We start from the raw sequence: 24,768 nt of genomic DNA on the forward strand, positions 1-24,768 counted from the left end.
TTTTTATGCGCTTACCTTCTGCGTTCGCGGTCTGCGTTTGTTGCCTGGCTACCAGCCTGGCTGTTGCCCAGCCCAAAGTCTCGACGCCAGCCGGACCCATCGATTTTGAAGAATACGAACCGGTGTCGACGCTCAAAGTAGCCGAACATAAGCTGGGTCGGGCTAAATACCCGTTCATTGACGTTCATAACCACCAGTATCAGATGGACGGTGCCGATCTACGGAAACTTATCGGCCAGATGGACAGCCTAAACATGGGGCTGATGATTAACCTGAGCGGACGTGGCTTCAGCAGCAATACAGCCGAAAGCAGCAAGTTCTTCAGTGACGCCCTGGCGAATATTCAGAAGACAGACTCGAAGCGACTGGCGCTCTTTACCAACATTAACTTTGCCAATGTGAATGACAACGGCTGGACTGCGCAGGCCGTGAAAACGCTCGAAGAAGACGTAAAAAAAGGCGCTAAGGGCCTGAAAATCTATAAAAGTCTCGGCTTCAACGTCAAAGATGATAAAGGCAACCGGGTTCGGGTGGACGACCCGCGTCTGGACCCCGTCTGGGCTAAATGCGGGGAGCTGGGCGTTCCTGTGCTGATCCATACGGCCGACCCCAAGTCGTTCTGGGACCCGATGGACCGGTATAACGAGCGATGGCTCGAACTGAAACTTCATCCCGGTCGGAAACGCGCCGAAAATAATTCCATCCCCTGGGAACAGCTCATTGCCGAGCAGCACAACGTATTCCGGAAGCACCCCAAAACGACGTTCATTAACGCACACATGGGGTGGTTTCCTAACGACCTGACGAAGCTCGACAGCCTGATGCAGGCCTTCCCGAACATGAATCTGGAAATCGGGGCGGTCATCGCTGAACTGGGTCGGCAGCCACGGGCCGCGCGGAAGTTTTTCGAGAAATACCAGGACCGGATTCTGTTCGGCAAAGACAGTTGGGTACCGTCGGAGTACGCTACGTACTTCCGGGTCCTCGAAACCGACGACGAATATTTTCCCTATCACAAAAAATACCATGCGTTCTGGCGCATGTATGGCCTGGCCCTACCCGACGAGGTGCTTAAGAAAGTTTATTACAAGAACGCCCTGCGCATCATTCCGGGCCTGGATAAGAGTCAGTTCCCGCAGTAACTCCGCACCCGCCAGCGAAGGCTGGCGGGTATCTGTATGATCATCACCCGCATCCGTCTCTATCGCTACGACATCCCGCTCAAAGCGCCTGTTGCTATCTCTCTGGGCACGATTGAACACGCCCGTAACCTGCTGGTCGAAATACAAACCAGCGAAAATATTACGGGCTGGGGCGAAGGCTCGCCTTTTTGGATGATTGTCGGCGAGACCCAGGCGTCGGGACTGGCGGCTGCTGAAGACATGGCCCGCCTGCTGATCGGCCGAAATCCGCTCGATATTGAAGGCTGTCTGAACGCCCTGACGCGCTACCTACCGGGCCACCCTACGACCCGCTCGGCCTTTGACATGGCGCTGTACGATATCGCTGCCAAAGCCGCTCGAATGCCGCTCTATGCCTTTCTGGGCGGGGACAGACGACCGCTTGTCACCGACGAGACCATTTATCTCAATACGCCCGAACGCATGGTTGAAGATGCCCTGCGGATTCAGGCCAACGGCGCCGAAGCCATCAAGGTAAAGCTCGGCACGAACCTTCGCGACGACGTTCAGCGTATTGAAGCGATCCGGCGGGCCATCGGCGACATTACGCCCATTCGAACCGACGCGAATCAAGGCTGGAGCGTCGTAACGGCGCAGGCCGTGCTGCGCGCCATTGGCAGTTCAAACGTGCAGTATTGCGAACAGCCGATCAAACGGCAGGATATTGCTGGTCTGCGGCAAATCCGTCGAAACTCGTCCGTGCCCATCATGGCCGATGAAAGCCTGTTCGATGCGACCGACGCCATCCGGCTCGTGCGGGAAGAAGCCGTGGATTACTTCAACATCAAGCTATCCAAGAGCGGAGGCATCTTTGAAGCGCTTAAGATCAATGCCATTGCCGAAGCGGCCGGCATTCCCTGCATGATTGGCTGTATGTCGGAATCCCGACTAGCGCTGACAGCCAACGCGCATTTTGCGGCTGCCCGCCAGAACGTACAGTTCTGCGATCTGGATGGTTGTTTTGAACATGCCGACGACCCGGTGCATGGTGGCATTACGTATACCGGCTACCAGATTAACCTGCCCGAGACGCCTGGCATTGGCGCTGAAATTGATTCGGCCTTCTTGGCAAAACTTCCTGTAAACACTATTGCTTAACGGTATGTCCGTCATTATTACAACCGCTCAATCGGATGCCGACGTGCTGGGCATTTTGGCTCTGCAGCGGGCTAATCTGCGCAAAAATCTATTAGCTGACGTGCAGACGGCTCAAGGCTTTCTCACCGTTGAACACAACCCGGCCGTACTAACCCGCATGAACCAGGCTGCGCCGAGCATCATCGCCAAAGATGGTGATTGTGTAGTTGGCTATGCCCTAACCATGCTGTCCGACTTCCGAAACGACGTACCGGAGCTAACCCCGCTGTTCAGCTTCATCGATACGCTGACCTATCAGGGAAATGCCCTAAGTACGTATGACTACTACGTGATGGGGCAGGTCTGCGTGGCGGATGGCTACCGGGGCCAGCAGCTTTTCGACCGCATGTATGAGCGTCACCGCGAACTGTATGCCCGTCAATACCGGTTGCTGGTCACCGATATTTCCCAGCGAAACACGCGTTCATTACGTGCGCACAGCCGCGTTGGTTTCGAGCCGTTGCACGCCTTTCACGATCCCACCCTCGGCGAAACCTGGGTCGTGGTGGTCTGGGACTGGCAAAAATAGCCGCGTCGTGTCCGATAGCCCATCCTGCAAGCTCTCTAACTCTTTTGGCCTCAATGCCTTACCTTTCTATGCGCTTAACACTCTTTCTTCTGTTTGTTACCTCGTCGCTGCTGGCTCAGCCTTCGGCACCGCAAACGTTCTCTACGGCTAAATCCCCGGCCGACGCCGGATTTTCCGCCGATCGGCTGAAACGGCTCGATACGTTCCTGCAGGGATTGATTGACCAGGGTATTGCGCCGAATGCCGTAACGTTCGTTGCCCACCGGGGCAAGGTCGTTCATTATAAGGCATTTGGCTACAGCAACCTGGAAAAGAAAACGCCCCTCCGGCGCGACGCCATCTACCGCATTGCTTCGCAGTCGAAAGCGATTACTACCGTAACGCTAATGACGTTTTTCGAAGAAGAGAAATTTCTGCTGGACGATCCCATCGCCAAATACATTCCAGCCTTTAAAAACCCGACCGTGCTGATTAAATACGACCGGAACAACCCAACCGGCGGTACTTATGAGACCCGCCCGGCAAAAGGTGAAATCACGATCCGGCAGTTACTGAGTCACAACGCCGGGATTCCCTATGAGCATCCTCTCGACAAACGGCCCGAATTTGATATACCGTTCTTTAACTCAACAAAACCCGACAAACTGGAAGATGTGGTGAACAAACTGGCCAGACGACCGCTCCTACGCGATCCGGGCACCGATTCTACCGGCGCGGGCTTTATGTATGGGCTGAACAGCGACATCATCGGGCGGCTGGTCGAAGTCTTGTCGGGTAAGTCGCTGGATGTAGCCATCCACGAACGGGTTCTGGAGCCGCTTGGTATGACTGATACAGATTTTTATCTGCCTGCCAACAAAGCCAGCCGACTGGTTGAACTTTATTCAAAGACAGATGGGCCGCTGACCCTGCATACCAACGAAACCTACCGGAACTATGCCATATCGGGCGCGAGAACGTATTTCTCGGGTGGAGCCGGCCTGGTGAGCACGGTTGAAGATTACGCTAAATTCTGCCAGATGCTGCTGAACGGCGGCTCGTTCAACAACCACCGGATTCTGGGCCGTAAAACGGTTGAACTGATGCTTCGTAACCAGATTGGCGCGGCTGAAGTATGGGACCGGAAGGATAAGTTCGGGCTGGGTTTTCAGCTCATTACCGAAAACTCGCGCTATGGCGATCAGGCTTCGCCAGGGTCGTTTACGTGGGGCGGTATGTACTGCTCCGAATTCACCATCGACCCTAAAGAAGAGCTAATCTTGCTCGTTTTTACTAACGTACAGCCCTACTCCTACTACAGCGACTTTGTCAAGAAATTCCGCATCGCTGTCTATCAGGCGCTGGAATAATTATCGCCCGCTCAGGGGCTTGCTCATTTACGTAAAAAGCCCGGCAAACGTAGAGATTTGTTTGCCGGGCTTCGTTCTGTTTGCCTGCTCAGTTAACTGTACCGGCCTTCAGATTATTCTCCAGATAGTTCGTGTATTGCTGGTAGAGAAGCACGTAACTCGTCGGGTTATAGGATACGCCATGCGCACCGGGCGGATAAATGCGGAGGTCGGCATCTTTGCCGGCATCTTCCAGGGCATTCATTAACTGGAACGTATTACGCACGTGAACGTTTTCGTCCATCGTCGAGTGAGCGATGAACATCTTTCCAGCGAGGTTTTTAGCGTACGTTGTGACGGCACTAGCTTTATATTTCTCCTCGTTTTCGGGCAGTAGACCCATGTAGCGCTCCGTATAGATGCTGTCGTATAACCGCCAGTCGGTTACGGGTGCGCCAACAATCGACACTTTGAACACGCCGGGGTGAGTCAGCATCGTGTAGCTGCTCATATAGCCGCCGTAGCTATGTCCCCGAATAGCCATGCGGTTGCCATCTACCCATGGCTGTTTGGCCAGATAAGCAGCCGTTTCGGCGAAATCCTGACTTTCATACTTACCCAGCTGCTCATAAACGACCTTTTCAAAATCGCGGCCGTACCCCCCGCTCCCCCGGTTGTTTACGCCAACGATTACGTATCCCGTCTGAGCCAGCCACTGATGCCAGCCAGTTGTTGCGAAATCGTTGTACACCGACTGTGCGCCGGGTCCACCGTAAATATCGACCACAACCGGATATTTTTTGGCCGGGTCAAAATCGAGCGGTTTAATGATCGAGATATCGATTCGCTGACCATCGGAGGTCGTAAAGCTTGTCAACTCCTTGGGCGCATAGGCGTGGCTGGCTACGTACTCCTTTACTTTCGGGTTCGTTTCCAGTGCCTTGATTAACTGGCCTTTCGTATCGCGCAGCTCAACCTGCGTAGGTGTCTGTACGTTTGAGTAGCGATCAATGAAGTACTGGCCATTCGGCGAAAAATTGACCAGGTGCCGCCCGGCCACCGAGGTCAGCCGACGTTTGTTTTTCCCGTCCAGATCAGCTACGAACAGGTGCCGTTCCATCGGCGAAACCTCCGTAGAGGTGAAATAAACTTTCTTCGCCTTCGGGTCGATATGGTGTACGTACGTTACCTCCCATTTTCCACTCGTAACGGGGTTGAGCAGCTTGCCGGAATAGTCATATCGGTATAGATGCGCAAAGCCGTCGCGGTCCGATACCCAGTAAAATTCCTGTACACCCGCCGGGAAATAGAACAAATGGTTGATGCCCGCGAAAAAATCGAAGATATCTACCCAGGTAGTCGATTTCTCTTCCATAATCTGTCTGGCGTCGCCGGTGCGGGCGTTGGCCATAAACAGCCGCAGGTGGTTCTGTTTACGATTCAGGTGAACCAGCGCGAGCTGCCCTTCCTGCGAGGTCCAGTAGATACGCGGGATATAGCCATCGCCCAGATCAACGTTCATCCACTGCTTGGCTTTGCTGCCAATTTCAATTACGCCGATGCGAACGGTTGGATTCTGATCGCCAACGCGTGGATAAGGGAGTGAATCAAATTTTTCGTCGAAGCCTTTATAGTCCGTCAGTTTATAAATTGGAACCTGTCGCTCGTCAGACTGCCAGAAGGCAATGAACTTACTGTCGGGCGACCACTCCCAGGCCTGCGCCAGACCAAACTCTTCTTCGTAGGCCCAGCCGAAGCGCCCGTTGTAAAAGGCGGGTTTGGCATCGTCGGTCAGTTGGGTTTCTTTCTGCGTCGCAAAATCAAACACGAACAGATTACCCCCCCGTTCATAGCCTACGCGGCTGCCGTCAGGAGCGAGTTCGGCAGTCTGCGCATCTTTAGCAACAAGTTTGAGGCTTTTATCAGCCACCGAATACACGTAATAATCCGACACGCCTGACCGGCGGTAAACCGGCCGAAAATTCGTCTGGAACAGAATGTTCTTCGAATCCTTCGACCACTGGAACGAACCGTACGTAAAGGGTTTGTCGGTACCGGGGAACTTCAGCTGACTACCGTCGAACACAACGATCTCCTGTTGGTCTTTGGGTGAAAAAGACTTGATCGTGCTCTGCCCGTCGATAAACGAAAACTTAGTGCCGCCTTCAATCCAGTTTACGCTGCGTGGACCCGACGACCCGGCTAGCTGACCGGCCGAAAACAGCGCCTGCTGCAGATTAGGATAGCGTTGTTTGGATGAAGTGGCGGCCGTTTGGGCGGTCGCGAGGTGAACAGTCAGGAGGGCGATACCGAGAAGCCATCCGAACGGATTGCGGTTGATCATGAAGTGAAAGACTTGTCTGAAAAATCAAAATTACTAAAAAATCAGCGTTTTAGCTTTCAAACAAATCCCCCGCTCAACGGTCGTCGGGCGGGGGGATCAGGCTTTTCACCTTAATCAATTTATGGCTTATCCGGCACGTTTACTGGCCGGATACCTTCATCAGTCGCTGGCGTGCGGTAGCCTCTCCGGCCTGTACGTCGATTACGTAGGTCCCGGCAGGTAGCAGACTCAGATTCAGCGTCAGGTTATGCGACTTGGCTTTCGTCGGCGCACCCAGCGTTCGCACGGCCCGGCCCATCAGGTCATAAACGGTTACCACAACGGCCGATGGTTTTGTGACCTGAACAGCCACTTCACAAGTGCTCTCAACTGGATTCGGGTAAACCTCGAAGCTTACCGGCGCAGCAATCGGCTCAATTGCCAGCGGGCTCTGCACGCTAACGGCCACAGCCGGAGATGCAAGCGTACAGCCATCTTTCGACACTTTAACGATGTAGCTGCCCGTCTGCGTGGTGCTGAAGGTTGTCGTGGTTGCACCCGCGATGTCCTGCCCGTCTTTCTGCCACTGGTAGGTGAGGCTCGTACCCGCGTTGGCCGTAAGCGTAACGCTGGCAGGCAGGAAGACGTCTGTTGGGCCGCTGGGGGTAATCTTCGCGTCGAGATCGCTGGCTCGCTGGGTTACGACCAGATTGGCCGATGGATTGTCGCAGCCGTTGGCGTCCTTCACCAGAACCATGTAGGTGCCGGGTGTAGTGGCGTTCAGGGTACCGCCCGTTGTACTAACCGATTTGTTATCCAGACGCCAGTCGTAGGTGTACGGCGCTTTACCTCCAGCTATAACCGCCGACAGGTTCGTGCTGCTGCCCTTACAGAATTCGGTTGTTCCGCTGATCGTCGCGGTTGGACGAGTTGCCTCCGTAACCACTACACTTTTCGCCTTTACGGTGCAGCCTTTAGCATCCGTTACGTCGGCGGTCAGTGTCGCTGGCGACTGATAGTTCTGCGTGTAGGTATTTGTGTTCAGGAGCATCTCGGTACCCTGCCAAACCGTGCGATAGGGGCCGTTACCATTGGTGATAACCAGACTTAACGACGTTGCGGTACCCGTGCAGTAATAGTTCTGACCGCTAATAACCGCTTCAATCGTACAAGGCTTATACGTTACCGTCGACAGGGCGGTCAGACTGCATCCCTTCGAGTCGGTGGCCGTAAGCAGAATGTCTGTGTTTTTATTGAAGGGCCCGAAAGTCGGCTGAGCAGCCGTTGAGCCATTACCAGCTACTTCGGCCGGGTTAGTGGTCCACTGATACGTATAAGGTCCAACTCCGCCTTTAACCGTCGTCACGCCCGCCAGACTAAACACTTCGGTTCCCGTTAGCGTCGTATTGGTTCCGGCCGACAGGGTCAGGGATGGGTTCTGCGTAACAACGAGCGTTTTGGACTCAACGGCACAGTTCCGACTGTCAACCACTTCGACACTATACGTGCCGATCTGGTCGGCGGTGAAGTTTACGTTGCGAGCTGCCAACGCTTCGCCACCGCGCTTCCATTGGTACCGGAAGCCCGGCGTGCCGCCCGTAACGGCTGCCGACAAGCGCGTCGACTGACCGGGGCAGAAATAATCTGAGCCGGTGATTCCAACTGTAATAACCGGATTGACCGTTACGTTCTGAACAGCAGGCTGACTAAAACAACCGCCGTCGTCACCAGCCATAACGCTATACACGCCTTCCTCGGTAACGGTTACCGTGGCGCTGGTACTGAATGGCCTACCGTTACGAGTCCACTGGTAGCGATATTCGCCGGTACCATTGCTGGCGGTAGCGGTGAGTATTGCTGACGAACCCGCGCAGAAGTAATTGCTGCCGGCCAGAACGACCCTCGGAGCGGGACTTTGCGAAATGGTCGTGGCCGGTGATGTGGCTCTGACACCGCAGGCAGTATCGGCGGCTTCGACAACATACGTGCCGGGGTCTTTTACCCGAAATATTCCCTTTGGCGTACTGGCGACATTCGAACCGTTTTGTTTCCACTGGAACAGCAGACCCGGAATCTGATTCTCTTCGGTAAAGCCGAGTATAAGCGAGTCGCCCCGACAGACAGTAAAGCTGGTATCTTTTCGAATAGGCCTGGCGCCAGACGCCATTCCTGCCACAACGCGCAGCGGCAGAATATCCCGGCAGAAGCGACTGATGATCAGGTTACTGGTAAAGGCGTTGCCCGTATTGGTCTCTGTAACAAACCAGTAATCGCCCTGCTGCGACTGGAATGCACCAGCCTGCCCGCGCTGGTTAGCCAGGTCGGCGTCAATCTGTCCGCTGATGTAGCGCTGCCAGGCCGTTGTGCCATCGGCCGTCAGCTTGCTCATGGTGTAGCCAGTTGTATTGACTTCACTGGCGGGCCGATCGCGCTGAAGAGTCAGGAAACCTCCATCGAGGGTTTGCTGCACGACACCCGGCACCTGGCTCTGCCACTGTACAGCGCCGGCCGCATCGAGTTTAACGGTTTGATTCGTTGAATAAGCCAGACCGCCATCAGCTGCTACAACGACCCGGGTAACAGCCCCGGCATCACCTGCAATGGTATGACTGAACTTAACGGCCCCGGCGTTATCAGTCTTGATTAACTTCGTAGCCGCCCGATATACGATACCATCTTTCGTAGCTTGTGCAAATGCCGCCGACTCCGGGCTTTGCCACGTTGACTGACGCTGAGCATCAAGCTTATTTAATTTGCCGCTGCCATCATAGCTTACGTAACCACCGTCGCTGGTTGGAATGAGGTTTTTGGCACCCAAATCCCACTGCTTCTCTCCCTTTGCCGACAGCTTGGTTGCTACGTTATTATCCGTATCGTTCAGAAGGATGCCCCCGTCGGCGGTCGCATACATGACTGTAGCGCGGGCGGCTGTCTTCCATTTCAGCTTGGCCGTATTACCGATTTCAAAGCTGTATGTCACGCCATTACCACTCACAATGAGTGAATGGTCGGCTGTTTCAGCTAAAACTACGTTGCCGCTAATCCCCGGATAAGTAGCCAACGGCAATGGGCTATAAGCGACTTTACCCGTTGGCAGATACTTGGTCAGTTGCAGATTCCAGTCTTTTACGGATGCCCCAACGCCGTTGGCATAGAAAAAGGCAACAACCAGATTACCATCACTGGTGGGTAAATACGTCGTTCCGGATCGCTGCAGTTTATTAACGTTGTTTGCGAAGGTAAGCGACGGCCCGGTTCCGGTTTGAGCCATAACCGGAACGAACAAAAGGGTAGCCAGAAGGCAAAGGATAAAGCGTATAGTTTGTTTCATAATAAAACGCTGTCCGACTTTTACGGTAGGTAAGTACAAAGCCGGTTAATAACAAAACTATAGGTTTCAGGGCTATACAATAAGGTTATTTACTAAAAGGCCGTCCCAAAAAAAGACTTCGTCTGTCCGCTCCAGTTAGGGTTTCGACTGCGCCAGAATTGGTTTTTCGCTTAATTGGAAGCTGGCTACTTACGGGTTATTTGACGTATGAAGACTCTGAGCAGACTACCCAGACGGGTAGTCTGCTTTTTATTGCCTAAAACTACCCGTTTGGGTGGCTATTTCCTGGGCTTTTACAGTCTACATTTGATGCTCATACAACCCACGTTATTCTAATCTTTATTGTCTATCAGCGATGAGCCGGAAACATTACAATGACACTAAAGCCAGGGCCGCTGATAGCAATCCTATAGCTCATGACTTGACTTATCTGAAGTTCAGAAGTTTGGTGGCTCAGTATAAACGAGCGGTGTACAGCAACTGGTTTCGGGAAATGTCGACCCAGGACGGACAGGAAAACCAATCTATTTTACCTGTTTTCCACAACTGACCAATTCTGCCGTACGTAGTAGTTAATGCCAGCCTATCTGGCATAACTGAAGCACCACTTTAATTTAGTCCGGTAACGACCTCTCGTTTTCTGATGATTATAATACCTGATTGCAGTACTTCGTTTGCGGGCCTGTTAAACGCTATAAACCAGAAGGTTATCAACTTCGACTTTGTTCCTTCTTTATATTGCTAAGCGTAACCAGCAAGTCTTTCCGGTCTTTCAGCTCCAGGATTTGATAGATATTCTTGATGTGGTATTTTACGGTATTCTCCGAGATAAAAAGCTTATCGGCTATTTCCTTGTTCGTTAAGCCGGCGGCCATATAAGTCAACACCTCTCGTTGCCGGTCAGAGAGCGGAACGTTTTTGTTGGCTATGGTTGAAACTGACTCCTGAGATTTCTCCTGCTGATGCAGCATATAAGTTTTCAACTCGGCTCTCTTCGGGTTATTATCCACCACTATAACCGGTTGCTGCTTACGGTAAGCTTTTAACAGAAAAATCAAAACGGCCACCAATAAAATCAGCCCCAATACAATTGTAAGCAGCACAATGTTGAACTGTTGCTTTTCAGCTAACCGCTGGTCTTTAGCCTTCAGTAATATTTTTTCTTTTTGAGTATGGAGCTTTGCAACGTTTTCTGACTGAGCATATAATGTATTCAATGAATCTAACCGTTTGGCCGCAAAGGCGATCCCGACGATGTCATCACGCTGCTCATAAATGGCCAGGAGTTCGCTATACGCATAAATATGGTACTTGATAATCTTGCAGGAATCAGCGTATAATGAAGAAAGACGTAAAGCTTCAAGCATTTTAGCTTTATTGTTCAGAGCTGAATAAAGCTGCATTTTCTTTACGTAAATCATGGGCAAGTCACAAGGCGAAGAAGCCTTTAATAAGCTAATCGCCTGGTCGTAGGTTTTCTCGGCTTGCAGATAGCGCTTTCTCCTGTAGAGTAAATATCCCTGCTGCATGACCAATTTAGCCCTGTTCTCCATATCGATATAGCGGAAACCTGTTTTTTCAATTGCCTTCATCAGGCGCTCCGACTTCGTATAGTTATGGATGTCAAAATAAAGAAGCGCTTCCTGAGCCGAAATAAAAGCCTGGTATTCAGGCCCCTTTGACGTAGCCTGAGCGTATTGACGGGCCGTATCCAGAAACTGAAAGGTTGAGGAATAATCCATCAGCCGTTTATAGGTGTACGAGAGCAGAATGGATGCCTGATATTTTTCTTCGGCACTCATCGACGGGTCTTCCAGCACAGGTAACAGGAGGCCCTGCGCTTTTCGATACTCAAGTGCGTTATTCAGACGGTAGACTTGTTCCTCAAGCTGTTTAAAGGTAGATGACTGACTATAAGCACAGTAATGAAAAATCAGCAGTACAACTAGCTTGAACAAGCTCCTTTGTCGAAAACAAATCACGATAGGGTAAGGCTTTATTCAGTAAAATGGTCTTTTAATTTAGCCAAATATACTTAGTTCACTAGTAAATAACGATACAATTAACGCATGAACGATGAAACTCACTTCCAGACTATTAGCAGACAAACAACCGGATAAATAGTTACATAGATATTTGTAGTCCGATAAGCCACTCTAAGCTCAATTCTGATTGATGTACAAATTATATGGACGCCTACTACGTAACGTAAGGAAAGATCATATAATAATCGGGGGACAGATGGCTATCTGTCCCCCGATTAATTTCTAGTCTCTGCCAATCAGTTTTTTCCTGAACACAATGATTGAAATCGAATAGGGCAACTTACAGTTTGACCGGCAATCCGGTTCGTGTTGATTCGTAGATGGCCTGGAATAGGGCCACCACTTTACGGCCGTCCTCACCGGTTACGGCAGGAGGCCGATTTTCCCGGATAGCGTCGCGGAACTCAGCAATTTGCAGCCCGAAATAGTAAACCGTCGCGTCGATGGTATTAAAAAAGGCGGTATCGTCGGCCACGAATTGAGACAACAGGTTCTCTTCACCGGGTACGGTCCAAAGATCGTTGACCGGCGGGTCGGTAATGCTCGACATACCGGCAATGAACAGGGCTCCACCGTCGGTCTGAACGCCAACCGACGCGCCGTTTTCGCCGTGAACGTGGACCTTACCGAAAATGCCCGGCTTCTGCGAGTTGCTGACGATGATATTTCCCAAGCCCCCGTTTTTGAACTTAATAATTGCGAGCGCCGTATCGTCGACTTCGATGTAGGGGTGGTTCAGATTCCGCCAGACGCCGTAGACTGCCTCAATTTCACCCATGTACCACAGCAGTAAATCCAGTTGATGGGGCGACTGATTCACCAATACCCCGCCCCCTTCTTCGGCCCAGGTACCGCGCCAGGCATCGCTTTTATAATAGGCTTCATCGCGCCAGCCGAGCATCTGCACAGTTCCCAGCACGGGCTTGCCGATTTTTCCTTCATCAATCGCCCGCCGAATGCGCTGGCTCGGTTCATAGAATCGTCGCTGACTGATGGTGCCCAGATAACGGCCATTCCGCCGGGCGGCTTCGATCATGGCATCGCAGTCTTCGAGCGATGACGCCAGCGGCTTCTCGACCAGAACATGAGAGCCAGCATCCAGAGCCGCAACGGTAGGATCGCGGTGCGCGGGGTGCGTCGTGCAGACGAGACAAAGGTCCACGGCCTCGCGAGCGACCATATCGGCGATATTGTCATAGGCCGGAATACCATACTGCCGGGCAAAATCATCAGCTTTTTGATACGTGCGACCGTAAACAGCTACCAGCTGGGTATCGGGTGTTTGAAGAACGGCTTTGGCATGGAGGTGGGCTACTTTGCCAGGGCCAATAACGGCAATACGAAGTGGTGCAGGCATAAAGTCGGTAAAATGTATTCCAATAAAACAACTCGTCCGGAGCCATCTACTCAAAATAGAGCTCACGGTTTCAGTACGACCTTGATCAAGCCTTTCTCTTTATCGTAAAGCCGCTTGAACCAGTTCGCGCCTTCGGCCAACGGGACTTCAGCGCTGAGAATAGCCTCAACGTTCATCCGGCCGGACGAGATTAGCGACAGCGCGGCTTCGTACTCCCCGTTGATGGCGCAGGAGCCCTGCAGCCGCAGTTGGCGCGTCACTACAGCCTGCAAGGGAATCTCAACCGTTGGTGCCAGATTCCCCACCAGCGTAACCGTCGCGCCTTTTCGAACGCAGTCAATAGCGGTCTTAACGGTCGGCCCGGCGCCGACCACTTCAAACGAAACGTCGGCCCCGCGTCCCTGCGTCAGGGCCTGCACCTGTTTAATTACGTCGGGCTGACGGGCATTAATACAATGCGTCGCGCCAAGTTTCTGCGCCAGTGCCAGTCGGTCGTCGTCCAGATCAATAGCAATGATAGCCCCGCAGCCCGCCAGTTTCAGCGCCTGAATGACGAACAGACCGATCATACCCGCCCCAACCACCACCGCTGAATCATTCACCTGAATGGGCGTCAGGCTAAGCGCGTGCAGCGCCACCGCGACCGGCTCAACCAGCGCAGCCTGGGTAAACGTTACGTTATCAGGAATGGCGTACAGAATATGCTGCGGCACTGCCACGTACTCGGCAAAAGCACCCTGCCGTTTAAAGTCCGGCGTCGAAACGCCCACTACTTCGCGGCCGTCGCTGAGATTATACATACCCCGGCGGCTGTACCAGTCGTCGAGCGCATACACCGTCGAATCGAAGGTTACGCGGTCGCCGGTAGCCCAGTCCTTTACATCGGCACCAACTTCGGCAATAATACCGCTGGCTTCGTGGCCCATGACAATCGGCGGAATACGCCGGCCGCTGCTGCCGTCCATGCCGTGAACGTCGGAGCCGCAGATACCCACCGCCTGTACCCGAACCAGCACCTCGTTCGGGCGGATGGTGGGTTTGGGCAGGTCCTGCAGATCAAAATGATTGTATTCGGTAAGAACGAGCGCTTTCATACTTGAGAGAGTAAAACTGTATGATTCAGGCTGGTAGTAGAGCCTGTTAAATGAAAGTCAGCAAAGCCGTGGTCCTAATGTATCCAGAGCTGGTTTGCGGCCCAAAACAGCCGCTATGCGTTTGGTCGCTGATAAATATGCCGAAATGCGTCAACCGGTACCTGCTCGTAATCACCTGCCTGTAAATGCGGATTGATGTCATACGTAACGACGTCCTCATAACTCTCGGGCAACTCGCCGAATAGTTTACCCGCAGTTGACGCTGTGTACTTTTTCTTAATCCAGACGAGCCGCTGTTCTGGCTCTTTCCCCCAGGCCGGATTGTCGCCCAGGACTAGCTGAATTTTGGCCCAGTCGTTGAAAAAGTATTCCTGTAACAGAGGAATAATCCGGTTACGGAAAGCCTCGCAGAGGTCGGCATGCGTTTCGAGATTGGTCAGGTAGGCGTGACCAATCTGGTGATCCCGATCCAGCAGGTACTCAATTCGTTCGTTCATGGTCCGCAGAAGTTGCAGCAGGTCAACTTCATCGACTGTACCCAGTACGGATGGATCAGGCATGACTTCCCGGAAAGCAAACCGCCGACGTAACGCCAGGTCCAGCAGGGCAATGGAACGGTCGGTAGTATTCATCGTACCGACCACGTAGAGGTTCATCGGCACGCCAAACCGCTCCTGTGAATAGGGCAATGTAAGCCAGAGTTCGTGTTCTGCACCGAGCCGTTTATCGGTCTCCAGCAACGTAATTAAATCGCCGAAAACGCTGGCCACGTTGGCGCGGTTCACCTCGTCAATCAGCAGATAATGCGCCGGAGCCTGCCGCAGCCGACGGCTGCGATTGTCGGACTGGTCGTTCAGGCAGTCGGCCAGCGTGGCGTAACCCGCCTGTTGAATTGCCGACAGACAGGCTTTATAGAAAATACCTTTACGTACCCGGTAGCTAATCTGATTGCCGATCACCTCTGGCCGGATGCCCTCCACGAACTCCTCATAACTATAGGACGGATGGAACGTAATCAGACTGGCGTTTTTGTCGCGCAGATAGGGTTGCAGCGCGAATGTCTTGCCGGTGCCGGGCGGTCCAAACAGGATCAGGTTATGAGGCTGAGCGGGAAGCGTGGGGGTTGTTTCATACCCCGCTGCCGGCTCTTCAACCGCGTGACCGTTTAAGCTTTGCGCTCCGTTATTCTGACCGAGCGTAGGGTCGTCGGCTAACCGGACGAGATCGCTGAGCCGGGCCTCATTTTCGGCAGCTTCGTAAATGTCACGGTTATGTCGGGCTAAGTGTGGCCCACGCTTATTACTTTCAACTAATTCGAGCAGACAATCCTCCCAGCAAGTCCGCAGCGTTGGCTGATAAAGCAGGTGGACATTCGACTGACCTATAACTACGGCCACATAATCCGATTTCTCCGTTATAGGCTCGAACACCAGTTCCTCAACAGCAGCAAGCCGATCCCGACAGGTCTTCTTTACCGTCAGATGATATTCAACCTCGCCCCGACGTGGTTTTTGAATACGTAACGCCTGATAAAAGTTAATATCGGCCGAAATTGCTGATTTCTCCCGGCGCACTGAAAACGCCAGCCGGGCGTCGCCATTGGGCAGGTTGACAATATCAATCAACTCCTTCAGCAAGCCAAAGAACCGCCGAACGGCCTCAGGGTGGCCAATGTCGCGGATGCGTTCTACAAGGGATTGCTGCTGGGTTTCGGTTAGCACAGAGAAGCAACGGTTAAACAAGTCGGCCTGTCTTATCAGGCAGAAAACAGGATAAAATCAGACTTGCGAAACTACAAATTTTTGACCGTAAAGTGTAGGTTAGCCTAACCATAGACTATACATTTGCTTATACACGTTCACGATTTATGAAACCTAATTATTTACTGATTTTCCTATTTATTACTGCTTCCATAGCAGGATTGTATTCCTGCAAACAAGAATTCAAGTTGCAACCAACCACCTGCCGCTTAACCAGCACGACTGATCAGCTCCGCGAAACCAGTGGCAAACTAACGGATGAGATGCAGCGTACCTTTACGTACAACGGCGATGTAGTTACTTCAATCAGCGAACGATCTAAAAATGGGGAAGTCAGCTTTCAGCTTCAGTACACCGATAAACAGGCTGTTCAGGCTACGAGTGAGCTGGATAAGATCCGCGTAACGTATGCTACCTCCACAACAGCCCCAATTAGCGCTACCGTCAGCCGAAACGGAAAAATTCAGTCGGTGTTCAGCATGGAATACGGAGTGTTGGGGCAGATGAGCCGCATTATCGAGAGTCGTCAGGTACTTCCTGCCAACGCCCTGACGACCCAGCGGGATTATACGTTTATCTATGACAAGGCGGGCAACCTGACGACGGAACGCGCCCGGTTTACGTTGCGCGACGGTTTGGTACTGGAACAGGAAACGGAATATACCGTAGCGGGTAAGCCCTCCCCCTACGCCCGCTTTCCGGCACGTAGCCTGCTGACCGTGATTGCTCTAAGCCAGGCGGTCGAAACGATGCCGGGGCGGTTCTGGCATATAAACGCGCCCACTGCCCACAAAACATATGATCTGAACGCGAACGGAAACCGGGGAACGCTGCGCGAATCATCAACCTTTACGCCAGTTTACGACGCGGAGAACAAATTAATGAGTCAAGAACAAAACGCGCTGCTCTACCAGTCGAGCGTTCCCGACCCCGTGACGAAGAAAAATCGGCAGGCGTTTATGTATGCCTGCGAGTAATTCTCTTCTACGCCAGATAACTACCGATACTCACTACGTCGGCAAAGACGCCCGAGGCTGTTACCTCAGCGCCCGCGCCGGGGCCTTTTACGACCAGCGGTCGGTCTTTGTAGCGTTCGGTGGTAAACGAAACGATGTTATCGGAGCCCGAGAGCATATAAAACGGGTGCTCCGGTCCAACCGAGCGCAGTTCAATAACGGCTTTGTTGTGTTCGAAACTGGCCACAAACCGCAGTTTTTCACCCTTCGCTTCGGCATCGGTGAGCAGACTCCCGAAGTAAGCATTGTTCTGCTCCAGTTCCTCAAAGAAGGCCGGAATTGTGGGTGCATTCAGGCAGGATTCGGGCAGTAGATTGTTGATCGTTACGTCCTCCGGCTCCAGCGCAAAACCGGCTTCACGAGCCAGGATCAGAATTTTCCGGGCTACGTCCTGGCCGCTGAGGTCATCGCGCGGATCGGGTTCGGTGTACCCTTTCGCTTTGGCTTCGCGGACAACATCGGCAAACGACACGCCGGGTCGGAAATTATTGAAAATATAGGACAGCGTCCCCGATAGAATTGCTTCAATTTTCAGGAAACGGTCGCCGGCCGTTATCAGCCCCTGTACGGTATTGATGATGGGCAGACCGGCGCCAACGTTGGTTTCGTAGAGAAACTTGACGCCCCGGTTCAGCGCCGTCCGTTGCAGACGCCGGTATTCGCTATAGGGCCCCGAATTGGCTACTTTGTTGGGCGTCACAACCGAGATGTTGGCATCGAGCAGCGATTCGTAGAACTGCACGATGTCCTTATCGGATGTGCAGTCAATGAACACCGAGTTCGGCAGGTTGTAATCTTTGATTTTCTCGACAAAGGCCGGCAGCGATGTCGTTACGCCTTCGGTCAGCAGGCGTTCGTGCCAGTCGTCCAGCGTAATCCCTTTGGGGTCGAGCAGCATCTTTTTCGTGTTCGACATCCCCACCACACAGACTTTCAGCAGCTTTTCGGCACGTAGAAACTCCGACTGGTCAAAAATCTGCTTCAGCAGCGTTTTACCGATCAGGCCCGTACCAACCAGATACAGATTCAGTACACGCGCTTCTGACTGGAAAAAGATGTTGTGCAAGGCGTTCAGCGCCTTCGACAGGTTGTTTTTGTTGATAACCACGGAGATGTTAATCTCCGACGAGCCCTGGGCAACGGCCACGATGTTGACCCCGTTCTTACCCAGTACAGAAAACAGCTTACCGGCAATACCCGACGACTTTTTCATACCCTCCCCGACCGTCGCAATGACCGACAGCTCGCGCTCAATAGCGATGTTGTCGATATGACCGTGCGCAATTTCGGTGGCAAATTCAGCGTCCAGAATTTCCTTCACGTTCTCGGCTCCGCGCGGGTCAATAGCAAAGCAGATCGAATGCTCCGACGAAGCCTGCGAGATGAGGATTACGCTGATTTTATGCGCAGCCAGCACGCCGAACAGCTTTGCCGATACCCCGGCTACCCCGATCATACCTGACCCCTGCACGTTGACCAGAGCAATGTCATCAATGCTTGAAATACCCGTGATGGTGTACTGGCGTCGCTCCGCAGTGCGGCTTACGACCGTACCCCCATGCGTCGGGTTGAACGTATTCAGCACCCGAATCGGAATGTTACGGGCGAAAGCAGGCTGCAGGCTGGGCGGATAAATAACCTTCGCGCCGAAGTGACTAAGCTCCATCGCTTCTGCGTAGGTAATGGTCGGAATATTAAACGCGTTCGGCACTTTACGTGGGTCGGCGGTCATCATCCCGTCTACATCAGTCCAGATGTCAATTATTTCGGCATTTAAAGCTGCGCCAATGATGCTGGCCGTATAGTCGGAGCCGCCCCGGCCCAGAGTTGTCGTTTCGTTCTTTTCGGTCGAGCCAATGAAGCCCGTAATCAACTGCAGATCATTCGTTTTGGCGAAATGTTCCTGAATGATCTGGTTCGTCAGCGGATAGTTCACCTCCGCCTGGCCGAACTGCGCATCCGTTTTTATCAGATGGCGCGCATCGCAGAACTGCGCCGGAATTCCCCGGCTTTTCACGCATTCCGTAATGACGGTTGTTGATAGTCGCTCGCCAAAACTGGTAATCAGGTCGTGCGTCCGGGGCGACAGCTCACGGATGAGCGAAACGCCCCGCAGCAGATCTTCCAGTTCGTTGATAATGCCCCGAATGTTGGCAAAGACCTTGCTCTGCTCCTTTACCGGAATCAGGGCCTTCACAACGTTGAAATGCCGGTCTTCAATACGCCGGACCAGTTCCATGTAATCAGTGCTACCCGTGGTAGCCATCCGTCCGATTTCAATGAGCTGGTTGGTAATCCCGCCCATCGCCGAAAACACCACGGCAATGGCATTTCCTTCCTGACGATGGTTTTCAATGATCTGGATAACCTTTCTGATGCTCTCAACCGAGCCAACTGACGTACCGCCGAACTTAAGGACCTGCATTACTGGATAAGCGAAAGAATGAATAAGCGAAAGAGCGATCCGTACTGTTAAGCGAATTCCGGTCGCTTTTCATGAATAATCAAGGAGCCGTTGATGAAGCTGATTCAGGCCGCAAAGATACAGGAAATAATCAGAGGGGGCCACCGTTGAGGCATATCCAATTTCTGGAAAGGGCTGGCTTCCAACCACGAATCCGCGGAAAAAGCCAGGGAGGTGGTACGGATCTCAGGCCCTAATTTTATCTGTTAATCAAGCGGTTATGACTTATAAATGAGACCGACAAATCCAGAGTTGAATTCCGCTCGTAGGTGTAGTCGAATCGCCCGCTGAACGCAGGGGCACATTACTAATACTTAATTACTTCTCGTTATGAGCAAGCAACAGAATGAATCGGGCCTGACCATGCTGCCGGGTCAGTTGGAGCCGGTTATGGTAGGTCGCCGGTTATTTCTACGCTACGCGGGCGCTTTTGCGGCCGGAGGTGCGCTCCTGGCTTCCTGCAAGGATGATAATGATAATCCCGTTACGGTTCCGTCGACCGTCGATCTGGGTTCAGGTGATGTCGGTATCCTGAACTACGCCTACGCGCTTGAACAACTGGAAGCGGCTTTTTACGAACAGGTTATTGCAACACCTTATGGCGGCATGACCGATGCAGAAAAAACGTTGCTGACCGATATCCGCGACCACGAGGTTATTCACCGCGACTTTTTCAAAGCGGCTCTGGGTGCCAACGCTATTTCGGCCCTGACGCCAAACTTCAGCGCGGTAAATTTCGCAGACCGGGCATCAGTACTGAACTCCGCCAAGGCTTTCGAAGATCTGGGTGTAGCGGCTTATAACGGAGCAGGCAACCTAATTAAAGACGCCAATTACCTGGTGCTGGCCGGTAAAATTGTATCGGTTGAAGCCCGGCACGCAGCCGCTATTCGCGACCTGCTGAGTCCTAAATCAGCTCTTTTTGCGGGTGACGATATTGTTAACCCAACAACCGGCCTCGACGGAGCTGCCAAGCCGGCCACCGTACTGCCAATTGCCCAGCCATTCGTTAAAACGCCATTGACCGGGGCTAATCTTCCAACCGCATAAATCTGATACGACATCATGAATCTGTTTAACATAATTTCCGAAATCGAACAAGTGGATGCTGAAGCCGCCGACCGGTACAGCTTCTATTCCCGCCGGAACCTGCTGCGGGTTGGCTCTAACCTGGCTGCAGCGGCTATCCCAACGTTTTTTGCCGCCACCGCTAACCAGGCCTTTGCGCAATCGGCAGGCCCGTCGCAGGCAGCCGTCGACGTTCTCAATTACGCCCTGACGCTGGAATACCTCGAAGATGAATTTTACCGTCTTGGCCGGAATGCCAGTGGACTGATTCCCACCACGGATCGGGCGATTATGGACCAGATCAGCAAACACGAGGCTGCTCACGTAGCCCTGCTGAAGGGTGCCCTGGGCTCGGTGGCGGTTGCTAAACCAACGTTTAAGTTTCCGGCGGATGCCTTCACCAACTACCAGACGTTTCTGACGCTTGCTCAGGCGTTTGAGGACACGGGCGTTCGGGCCTATAAGGGACAGGCAGGTGCACTCATCAACGACAAAGCTATTCTGCAGGTGGCTCTGCAAATCCACTCGGTCGAAGCCCGGCACGCGTCGGAAGTACGTCGGCTACGGGGTCAGAAGGGCTGGGTTTCCGATACGTCGGCCACAACAACCATGCAGGCAGGCGTCGATCTGAAAACCCTGACCGGCAAACCGGAAAGCGCGATTCGGGAGGCTTTCGACGAACCATTAACAAAAGACCAGGTGCTGGCTATTGTTAAGCCATATCTGGCCTAGGCTCTATCTGGTGCTGGCTAACGCACAGATAATTTAGGGAGGGTGATGAAAGGCATCGGGGTTTTCTCCGGTGCCTTTTTTGTTCCCAGTTTCGCAAACAAACCTTTTTTTGTTGTTTGCAGTCAGTTTCGCCCAGTGTGGCGGCTTAGCTGTATGAAATTCGTTCGTATTCTCTTAAAAGCCCTTCTTGGGCTTATTGTATTTATTCTGCTGTTTCTGGCCATTAGCCTGGCTCCCGTCGACGAAACTCCTTACCAGCAGATGCCTTACTACCGCCAGACGAAGCAACGCCTGGCGCAGCTTCGGGAACCTAAAGCCGGTCAGGCTCCGCTCCGGGCAGGCTGGGCAAAAACGAATATTACGCCCCCCTACACAACCCCTACGGGCGGCTACGGCGTCCGGCGCGGCAAGCACTGGCATATCGTCAGCGACTCTATTTACGCGCGGGCCATCGTGCTCAGCAATGGCACCACAACCGTCGCTGTGGTCGGGCTGGACCTGCTGATTACTCCGCCTACTGTCACTGAGGCTCTGAAGAAACGCCTGCCCGAAGTGGGTTTGCACTGGGAGAACATATACATGGGTGCCATTCATTCGCACAACAGCATAGGCGGCTGGGCGCCAGGACTGGTTGGTCAGTTAATTGCGGGCGGCTACGACGAAAAGATCGTTACGCGTATCACCGACGGGGTGCTGACGGCCATTCGTCAGGCGCAGCGTACAATGGCTCCAGTACAGATTGGTTTTAGTCAGACCGATGCCTCGGATCTGATCTATAACCGCATCGGCAACGCCGGCCCAACCGGGCCGCTGGACGGAGCGGTTCGCTTACTGAAACTACAGAAACCCACCGGCGAATCGGCTCTGCTTTGCTCGTTTGCGGGGCATGCCACTTTGTTCGACGGCAGCAACGGCGACTACCTCAGCCGCGACTATCCCGGCTCATTAGTCGACAGGCTAGAGAAAAAAAGCGCCAGCTTTGCGGTTTTCCTGGCGGGCGCAGTTGGCAGCACCGGCCCAAAAGCAACGGGCAGCACCGACTTTCAGGAAATCCGGAATTACGCCGGAGCGCTGGCTACCCGCATTGAGCGCACCGTTCCGCAGATACAGACCCACTCCGACAGTACGCTGGCCCTGCTGACGCTGCCGCTGGGACTGCGGGAACCACACCCCCGCGTCATTGGCAACTGGCGCGTGCGTCCGTGGCTGTTTTACGCGATCTACGGTGACTACCCTTCTGACCTGAAGGCCTTACGTATCGGCCAGACGGTGTTGCTGGGTACGCCCTGCGATTTCTCGGGCGAACTCGCGGCCGAGCTAAACCCGCTGGCCACCAAGAAAGGTGTAAATCTGATGGTTACCAGCTTCGACGGCGGCTATATTGGCTACGTAACGCCCGACCGCTACTACAACCGCCAGACCTACGAAACCCGCGACATGAACTGGTTTGGTCCTTATAACGGCGCTTATTTTCAGGAAATGATGGTGGGGTTGCTGAAGAAACTTTAGGCTGGCTTTCCGAAGAGATATAAAACAAAAGGAGCGAAGATCTGTCTTCGCTCCTTTTCAAGTAGTTTATCCAATTACGTTACACCTCTTCCGTTTGCAACTGTTTCTCGTAGAGTTCGCGGTAGGCACCGTTCAGTTCCATCAGGTCCTCGTGCGTGCCCTGCTCGACAATTTCGCCATCGTCCAGCATGATGATGTGATCGGCCAGCTTTGCCGAGGAAACGCGGTGCGAAATCACCACGGACGTACGGTCAGCCATGATGCGCCGGAGGTTATTCAGGATAATATTTTCGGTGTTGGTATCTACGGCCGAGAGGCAGTCGTCCAGAATCAGGATTTTTGGATTGCGGGCAATGGCGCGGGCAATGCTCAATCGCTGCTTCTGACCGCCCGAGAGCGTAACACCCCGTTCGCCCACCCGGGTTTCGAACTGCTCCGGGAAATCCATTACGTTCTGATACAGGTCGGCATCGCGAACGGCCTGCTCCACGCGACTCTGGGGTAGATCGGGCTTGCCGAAGCGAACGTTGTTGCTGATGGTATCCGAGAACAGAAACACATCCTGCGGAACGTAACCCATCTGCTCCCGCAAGGAGGTCAGATTATAATCTTTGATGGGGATTCCATCAATCCGGATTTCGCCCGAGCTAACGTCGTACATCCGCGTCAGCAGATTCGCCAGCGTACTCTTACCCGAACCGGTTGTTCCCAGAATGGCGACGGTTTCGCCCGCCCGGACGTGCATCGAGAAGTTCTTGATGGCAACAATACCCGAGTCCGGGTAAACGAAGCGAACGTTTTTAAACTCGATTTCGCCGTTAACTGTGTGCTTCAGGTTCTTTTGCGAAACAATGTCGGTTTTGATACGCAGAAACTCGTTGATGCGCTCCTGTGAGGCAGCTGCCCGCTGGGTCTGACTGGTGGTCCAGCCCAAGGCCATTACGGGCCACGTCAGCATGTTGACGTAGAGGATAAACTCCGTGATGTTGCCCGGTGTCAGGCGACCGGCCAGAATTTCCTGCCCCCCAACGTATACGACCAGAACGTTACTCAGGCCCACCAGAATGGCAACGATGGGAAAAAATAGCGAATCGACCCGGGTCAGTCCCAGCGACCTGGCGCGATATTCATCGCTTTCCAGCTCAAACTTGGCGGCTGAATTAGTTTCCTGCACGAACGCTTTCAGAACCCGAATTCCCGAAAAGGCTTCCTGTACATAGGTCGAAAGCCGCGACAGGCTCCGCTGAATTTCCTCCGAGCGCCGGATGATGATATTATTGACGAGATAAATCGCAACCGACAGAATGGGCAGCGGCAGCAAAACGTACAGCGAGAGTCGGGCATTGATGCTGACCATGTACGTAATGACCAGGATAAAAAGAACAATCAGGTTCAGGCCATACATGATGCTCGGCCCAATATACATTCTTACCTTGCTGACATCCTCTGAAATGCGGGCCATCAGATCGCCGGTGTTGTGCTGGCGGTAAAAGCTCAGCGGCAGCGTCTGATAATGGTCGTATATCTCGTTTTTCAGGTCGTACTCAACGTGCCGCGACATAACGATGAGCGTTTGCCGGACCAGAAATAAAAAGAATCCTTTCAGCAACGCCATCGCCAGCGTTCCACCCGCAAACAGCAACAGACTGAACGTAAAGACATTATACAGGGCCGACTGCAACGGCGACTGATCGTAGAGATAGTAGATGTCGAGCGTTTCGCGCACCAGATCCAGCGCATACCGAACGAGTTGCGCCGGGAAAATGCCGAACAGATTGGAAATGATTGTGAATACCGTTCCCCAGATCAGGTACCATTTGTATTTGAGGAGGTATTTATTCAGGTAGGAAAGTGCTTTCACCGGTGGCCGAACTGCTTTTTGTTCGTAACCCCG

At 53.0% G+C, this 24,768-nt stretch carries 16 protein-coding genes; 8 read left to right on the plus strand and 8 right to left on the minus strand.

What is annotated here, in order from left to right:
- The first annotated feature begins 5 nt into the window (after window positions 1-5).
- The 4 genes from HNV11_RS19225 to HNV11_RS19240 all read left to right on the plus strand — a co-directional run bounded on the left by HNV11_RS19225 (window position 6) and on the right by HNV11_RS19240 (window position 4,196).
- Window positions 6-1,142, plus strand: coding sequence for an amidohydrolase family protein (locus HNV11_RS19225; RefSeq protein ID WP_171741205.1), 1,137 nt, complete (start codon window positions 6-8; stop codon window positions 1,140-1,142).
- Between the two features lie 36 nt (window positions 1,143-1,178).
- Window positions 1,179-2,279 carry a mandelate racemase/muconate lactonizing enzyme family protein gene (locus HNV11_RS19230; RefSeq protein WP_171741206.1) on the plus strand — a complete coding sequence of 367 codons (1,101 nt, stop codon included), beginning with the start codon at window positions 1,179-1,181 and terminating at the stop codon, window positions 2,277-2,279.
- A 4-nt stretch (window positions 2,280-2,283) separates the two neighbouring features.
- Entirely contained in the window at window positions 2,284-2,847 is a 564-nt protein-coding gene (locus tag HNV11_RS19235) for a GNAT family N-acetyltransferase (protein WP_171741207.1), read from the plus strand.
- A gap of 68 nt (window positions 2,848-2,915) precedes the next feature.
- On the plus strand, window positions 2,916-4,196 hold the full coding sequence (locus HNV11_RS19240) for a serine hydrolase domain-containing protein (protein WP_171741208.1): 1,281 nt from the start codon (window positions 2,916-2,918) through the stop codon (window positions 4,194-4,196).
- Window positions 4,197-4,284: 88 nt separating this feature from the next.
- Here the strand turns inward: HNV11_RS19240 and HNV11_RS19245 are convergent, their stop codons facing one another.
- The 6 genes from HNV11_RS19245 to HNV11_RS19270 all read right to left on the minus strand — a co-directional run bounded on the left by HNV11_RS19245 (window position 4,285) and on the right by HNV11_RS19270 (window position 16,046).
- On the minus strand, window positions 4,285-6,519 hold the full coding sequence (locus HNV11_RS19245) for a S9 family peptidase (protein WP_171741209.1): 2,235 nt from the start codon (window positions 6,517-6,519) through the stop codon (window positions 4,285-4,287).
- 139 nt (window positions 6,520-6,658) lie between these two features.
- On the minus strand, window positions 6,659-9,829 hold the full coding sequence (locus HNV11_RS19250) for a T9SS type A sorting domain-containing protein (protein ID WP_171741210.1): 3,171 nt from the start codon (window positions 9,827-9,829) through the stop codon (window positions 6,659-6,661).
- Between the two features lie 710 nt (window positions 9,830-10,539).
- Entirely contained in the window at window positions 10,540-11,811 is a 1,272-nt protein-coding gene (locus tag HNV11_RS19255) for a helix-turn-helix transcriptional regulator (RefSeq protein ID WP_240163577.1), read from the minus strand.
- A gap of 343 nt (window positions 11,812-12,154) precedes the next feature.
- Window positions 12,155-13,231 (minus strand): Gfo/Idh/MocA family protein, encoded by a 1,077-nt coding sequence (locus tag HNV11_RS19260; RefSeq protein WP_171741211.1) that lies wholly within the window; start codon window positions 13,229-13,231, stop codon window positions 12,155-12,157.
- Window positions 13,232-13,293: 62 nt separating this feature from the next.
- Window positions 13,294-14,325 carry a galactitol-1-phosphate 5-dehydrogenase gene (locus HNV11_RS19265; protein ID WP_171741212.1) on the minus strand — a complete coding sequence of 344 codons (1,032 nt, stop codon included), beginning with the start codon at window positions 14,323-14,325 and terminating at the stop codon, window positions 13,294-13,296.
- 113 nt (window positions 14,326-14,438) lie between these two features.
- A complete protein-coding gene (locus HNV11_RS19270) occupies window positions 14,439-16,046 on the minus strand; it encodes an McrB family protein (RefSeq protein WP_171741213.1) in 1,608 nt (535 codons plus the stop codon).
- A gap of 227 nt (window positions 16,047-16,273) precedes the next feature.
- Between HNV11_RS19270 and HNV11_RS19275 the strand changes: the two genes are divergently transcribed.
- A complete protein-coding gene (locus HNV11_RS19275) occupies window positions 16,274-17,062 on the plus strand; it encodes a hypothetical protein (protein WP_171741214.1) in 789 nt (262 codons plus the stop codon).
- A 7-nt stretch (window positions 17,063-17,069) separates the two neighbouring features.
- Here HNV11_RS19275 and thrA read toward each other — a convergent pair whose 3' ends face one another.
- Window positions 17,070-19,526 carry a bifunctional aspartate kinase/homoserine dehydrogenase I gene (thrA, locus tag HNV11_RS19280; protein ID WP_171741215.1) on the minus strand — a complete coding sequence of 819 codons (2,457 nt, stop codon included), beginning with the start codon at window positions 19,524-19,526 and terminating at the stop codon, window positions 17,070-17,072.
- Window positions 19,527-19,895: 369 nt separating this feature from the next.
- Between thrA and HNV11_RS19285 the strand changes: the two genes are divergently transcribed.
- From HNV11_RS19285 to HNV11_RS19295, 3 genes are all read left to right on the plus strand, one after another.
- Window positions 19,896-20,615 (plus strand): ferritin-like domain-containing protein, encoded by a 720-nt coding sequence (locus HNV11_RS19285; RefSeq protein ID WP_171741216.1) that lies wholly within the window; start codon window positions 19,896-19,898, stop codon window positions 20,613-20,615.
- Window positions 20,616-20,630: 15 nt separating this feature from the next.
- Window positions 20,631-21,365, plus strand: a complete 735-nt coding sequence (locus tag HNV11_RS19290) for a ferritin-like domain-containing protein (RefSeq protein ID WP_171741217.1) — start codon at window positions 20,631-20,633, stop codon at window positions 21,363-21,365.
- A 153-nt stretch (window positions 21,366-21,518) separates the two neighbouring features.
- Window positions 21,519-22,874: a neutral/alkaline non-lysosomal ceramidase N-terminal domain-containing protein gene (locus HNV11_RS19295; protein ID WP_171741218.1), complete on the plus strand. Its 1,356-nt coding sequence runs from the start codon at window positions 21,519-21,521 to the stop codon at window positions 22,872-22,874.
- A gap of 79 nt (window positions 22,875-22,953) precedes the next feature.
- Here the strand turns inward: HNV11_RS19295 and HNV11_RS19300 are convergent, their stop codons facing one another.
- Window positions 22,954-24,735 (minus strand): ABC transporter ATP-binding protein, encoded by a 1,782-nt coding sequence (locus tag HNV11_RS19300; protein WP_171742249.1) that lies wholly within the window; start codon window positions 24,733-24,735, stop codon window positions 22,954-22,956.
- Between the last annotated feature and the right edge of the window lie 33 nt (window positions 24,736-24,768).

Source organism: Spirosoma taeanense (assembly GCF_013127955.1).
Taxonomy (GTDB): Bacteria; Bacteroidota; Bacteroidia; order Cytophagales; family Spirosomataceae; genus Spirosoma; species Spirosoma taeanense.

What these genes read in the sequence shown, in the direction of transcription:
- HNV11_RS19230 (WP_171741206.1), top strand. Translation starts at nt 1,179, where the DNA reads ATGATCATCACCCGCATCCGTCTCTATCGCTACGACATCCCGCTCAAA.
- HNV11_RS19250 (WP_171741210.1), bottom strand. Translation starts at nt 9,829, where the DNA reads ATGAAACAAACTATACGCTTTATCCTTTGCCTTCTGGCTACCCTTTTG.
- HNV11_RS19260 (WP_171741211.1), bottom strand. Translation starts at nt 13,231, where the DNA reads ATGCCTGCACCACTTCGTATTGCCGTTATTGGCCCTGGCAAAGTAGCC.
- HNV11_RS19265 (WP_171741212.1), bottom strand. Translation starts at nt 14,325, where the DNA reads ATGAAAGCGCTCGTTCTTACCGAATACAATCATTTTGATCTGCAGGAC.
- HNV11_RS19285 (WP_171741216.1), top strand. Translation starts at nt 19,896, where the DNA reads ATGAGCAAGCAACAGAATGAATCGGGCCTGACCATGCTGCCGGGTCAG.
- HNV11_RS19225 (WP_171741205.1), top strand. Translation starts at nt 6, where the DNA reads ATGCGCTTACCTTCTGCGTTCGCGGTCTGCGTTTGTTGCCTGGCTACC.
- HNV11_RS19295 (WP_171741218.1), top strand. Translation starts at nt 21,519, where the DNA reads ATGAAATTCGTTCGTATTCTCTTAAAAGCCCTTCTTGGGCTTATTGTA.
- thrA (WP_171741215.1), bottom strand. Translation starts at nt 19,526, where the DNA reads ATGCAGGTCCTTAAGTTCGGCGGTACGTCAGTTGGCTCGGTTGAGAGC.
- HNV11_RS19240 (WP_171741208.1), top strand. Translation starts at nt 2,916, where the DNA reads ATGCGCTTAACACTCTTTCTTCTGTTTGTTACCTCGTCGCTGCTGGCT.
- HNV11_RS19235 (WP_171741207.1), top strand. Translation starts at nt 2,284, where the DNA reads ATGTCCGTCATTATTACAACCGCTCAATCGGATGCCGACGTGCTGGGC.
- HNV11_RS19290 (WP_171741217.1), top strand. Translation starts at nt 20,631, where the DNA reads ATGAATCTGTTTAACATAATTTCCGAAATCGAACAAGTGGATGCTGAA.
- HNV11_RS19245 (WP_171741209.1), bottom strand. Translation starts at nt 6,519, where the DNA reads ATGATCAACCGCAATCCGTTCGGATGGCTTCTCGGTATCGCCCTCCTG.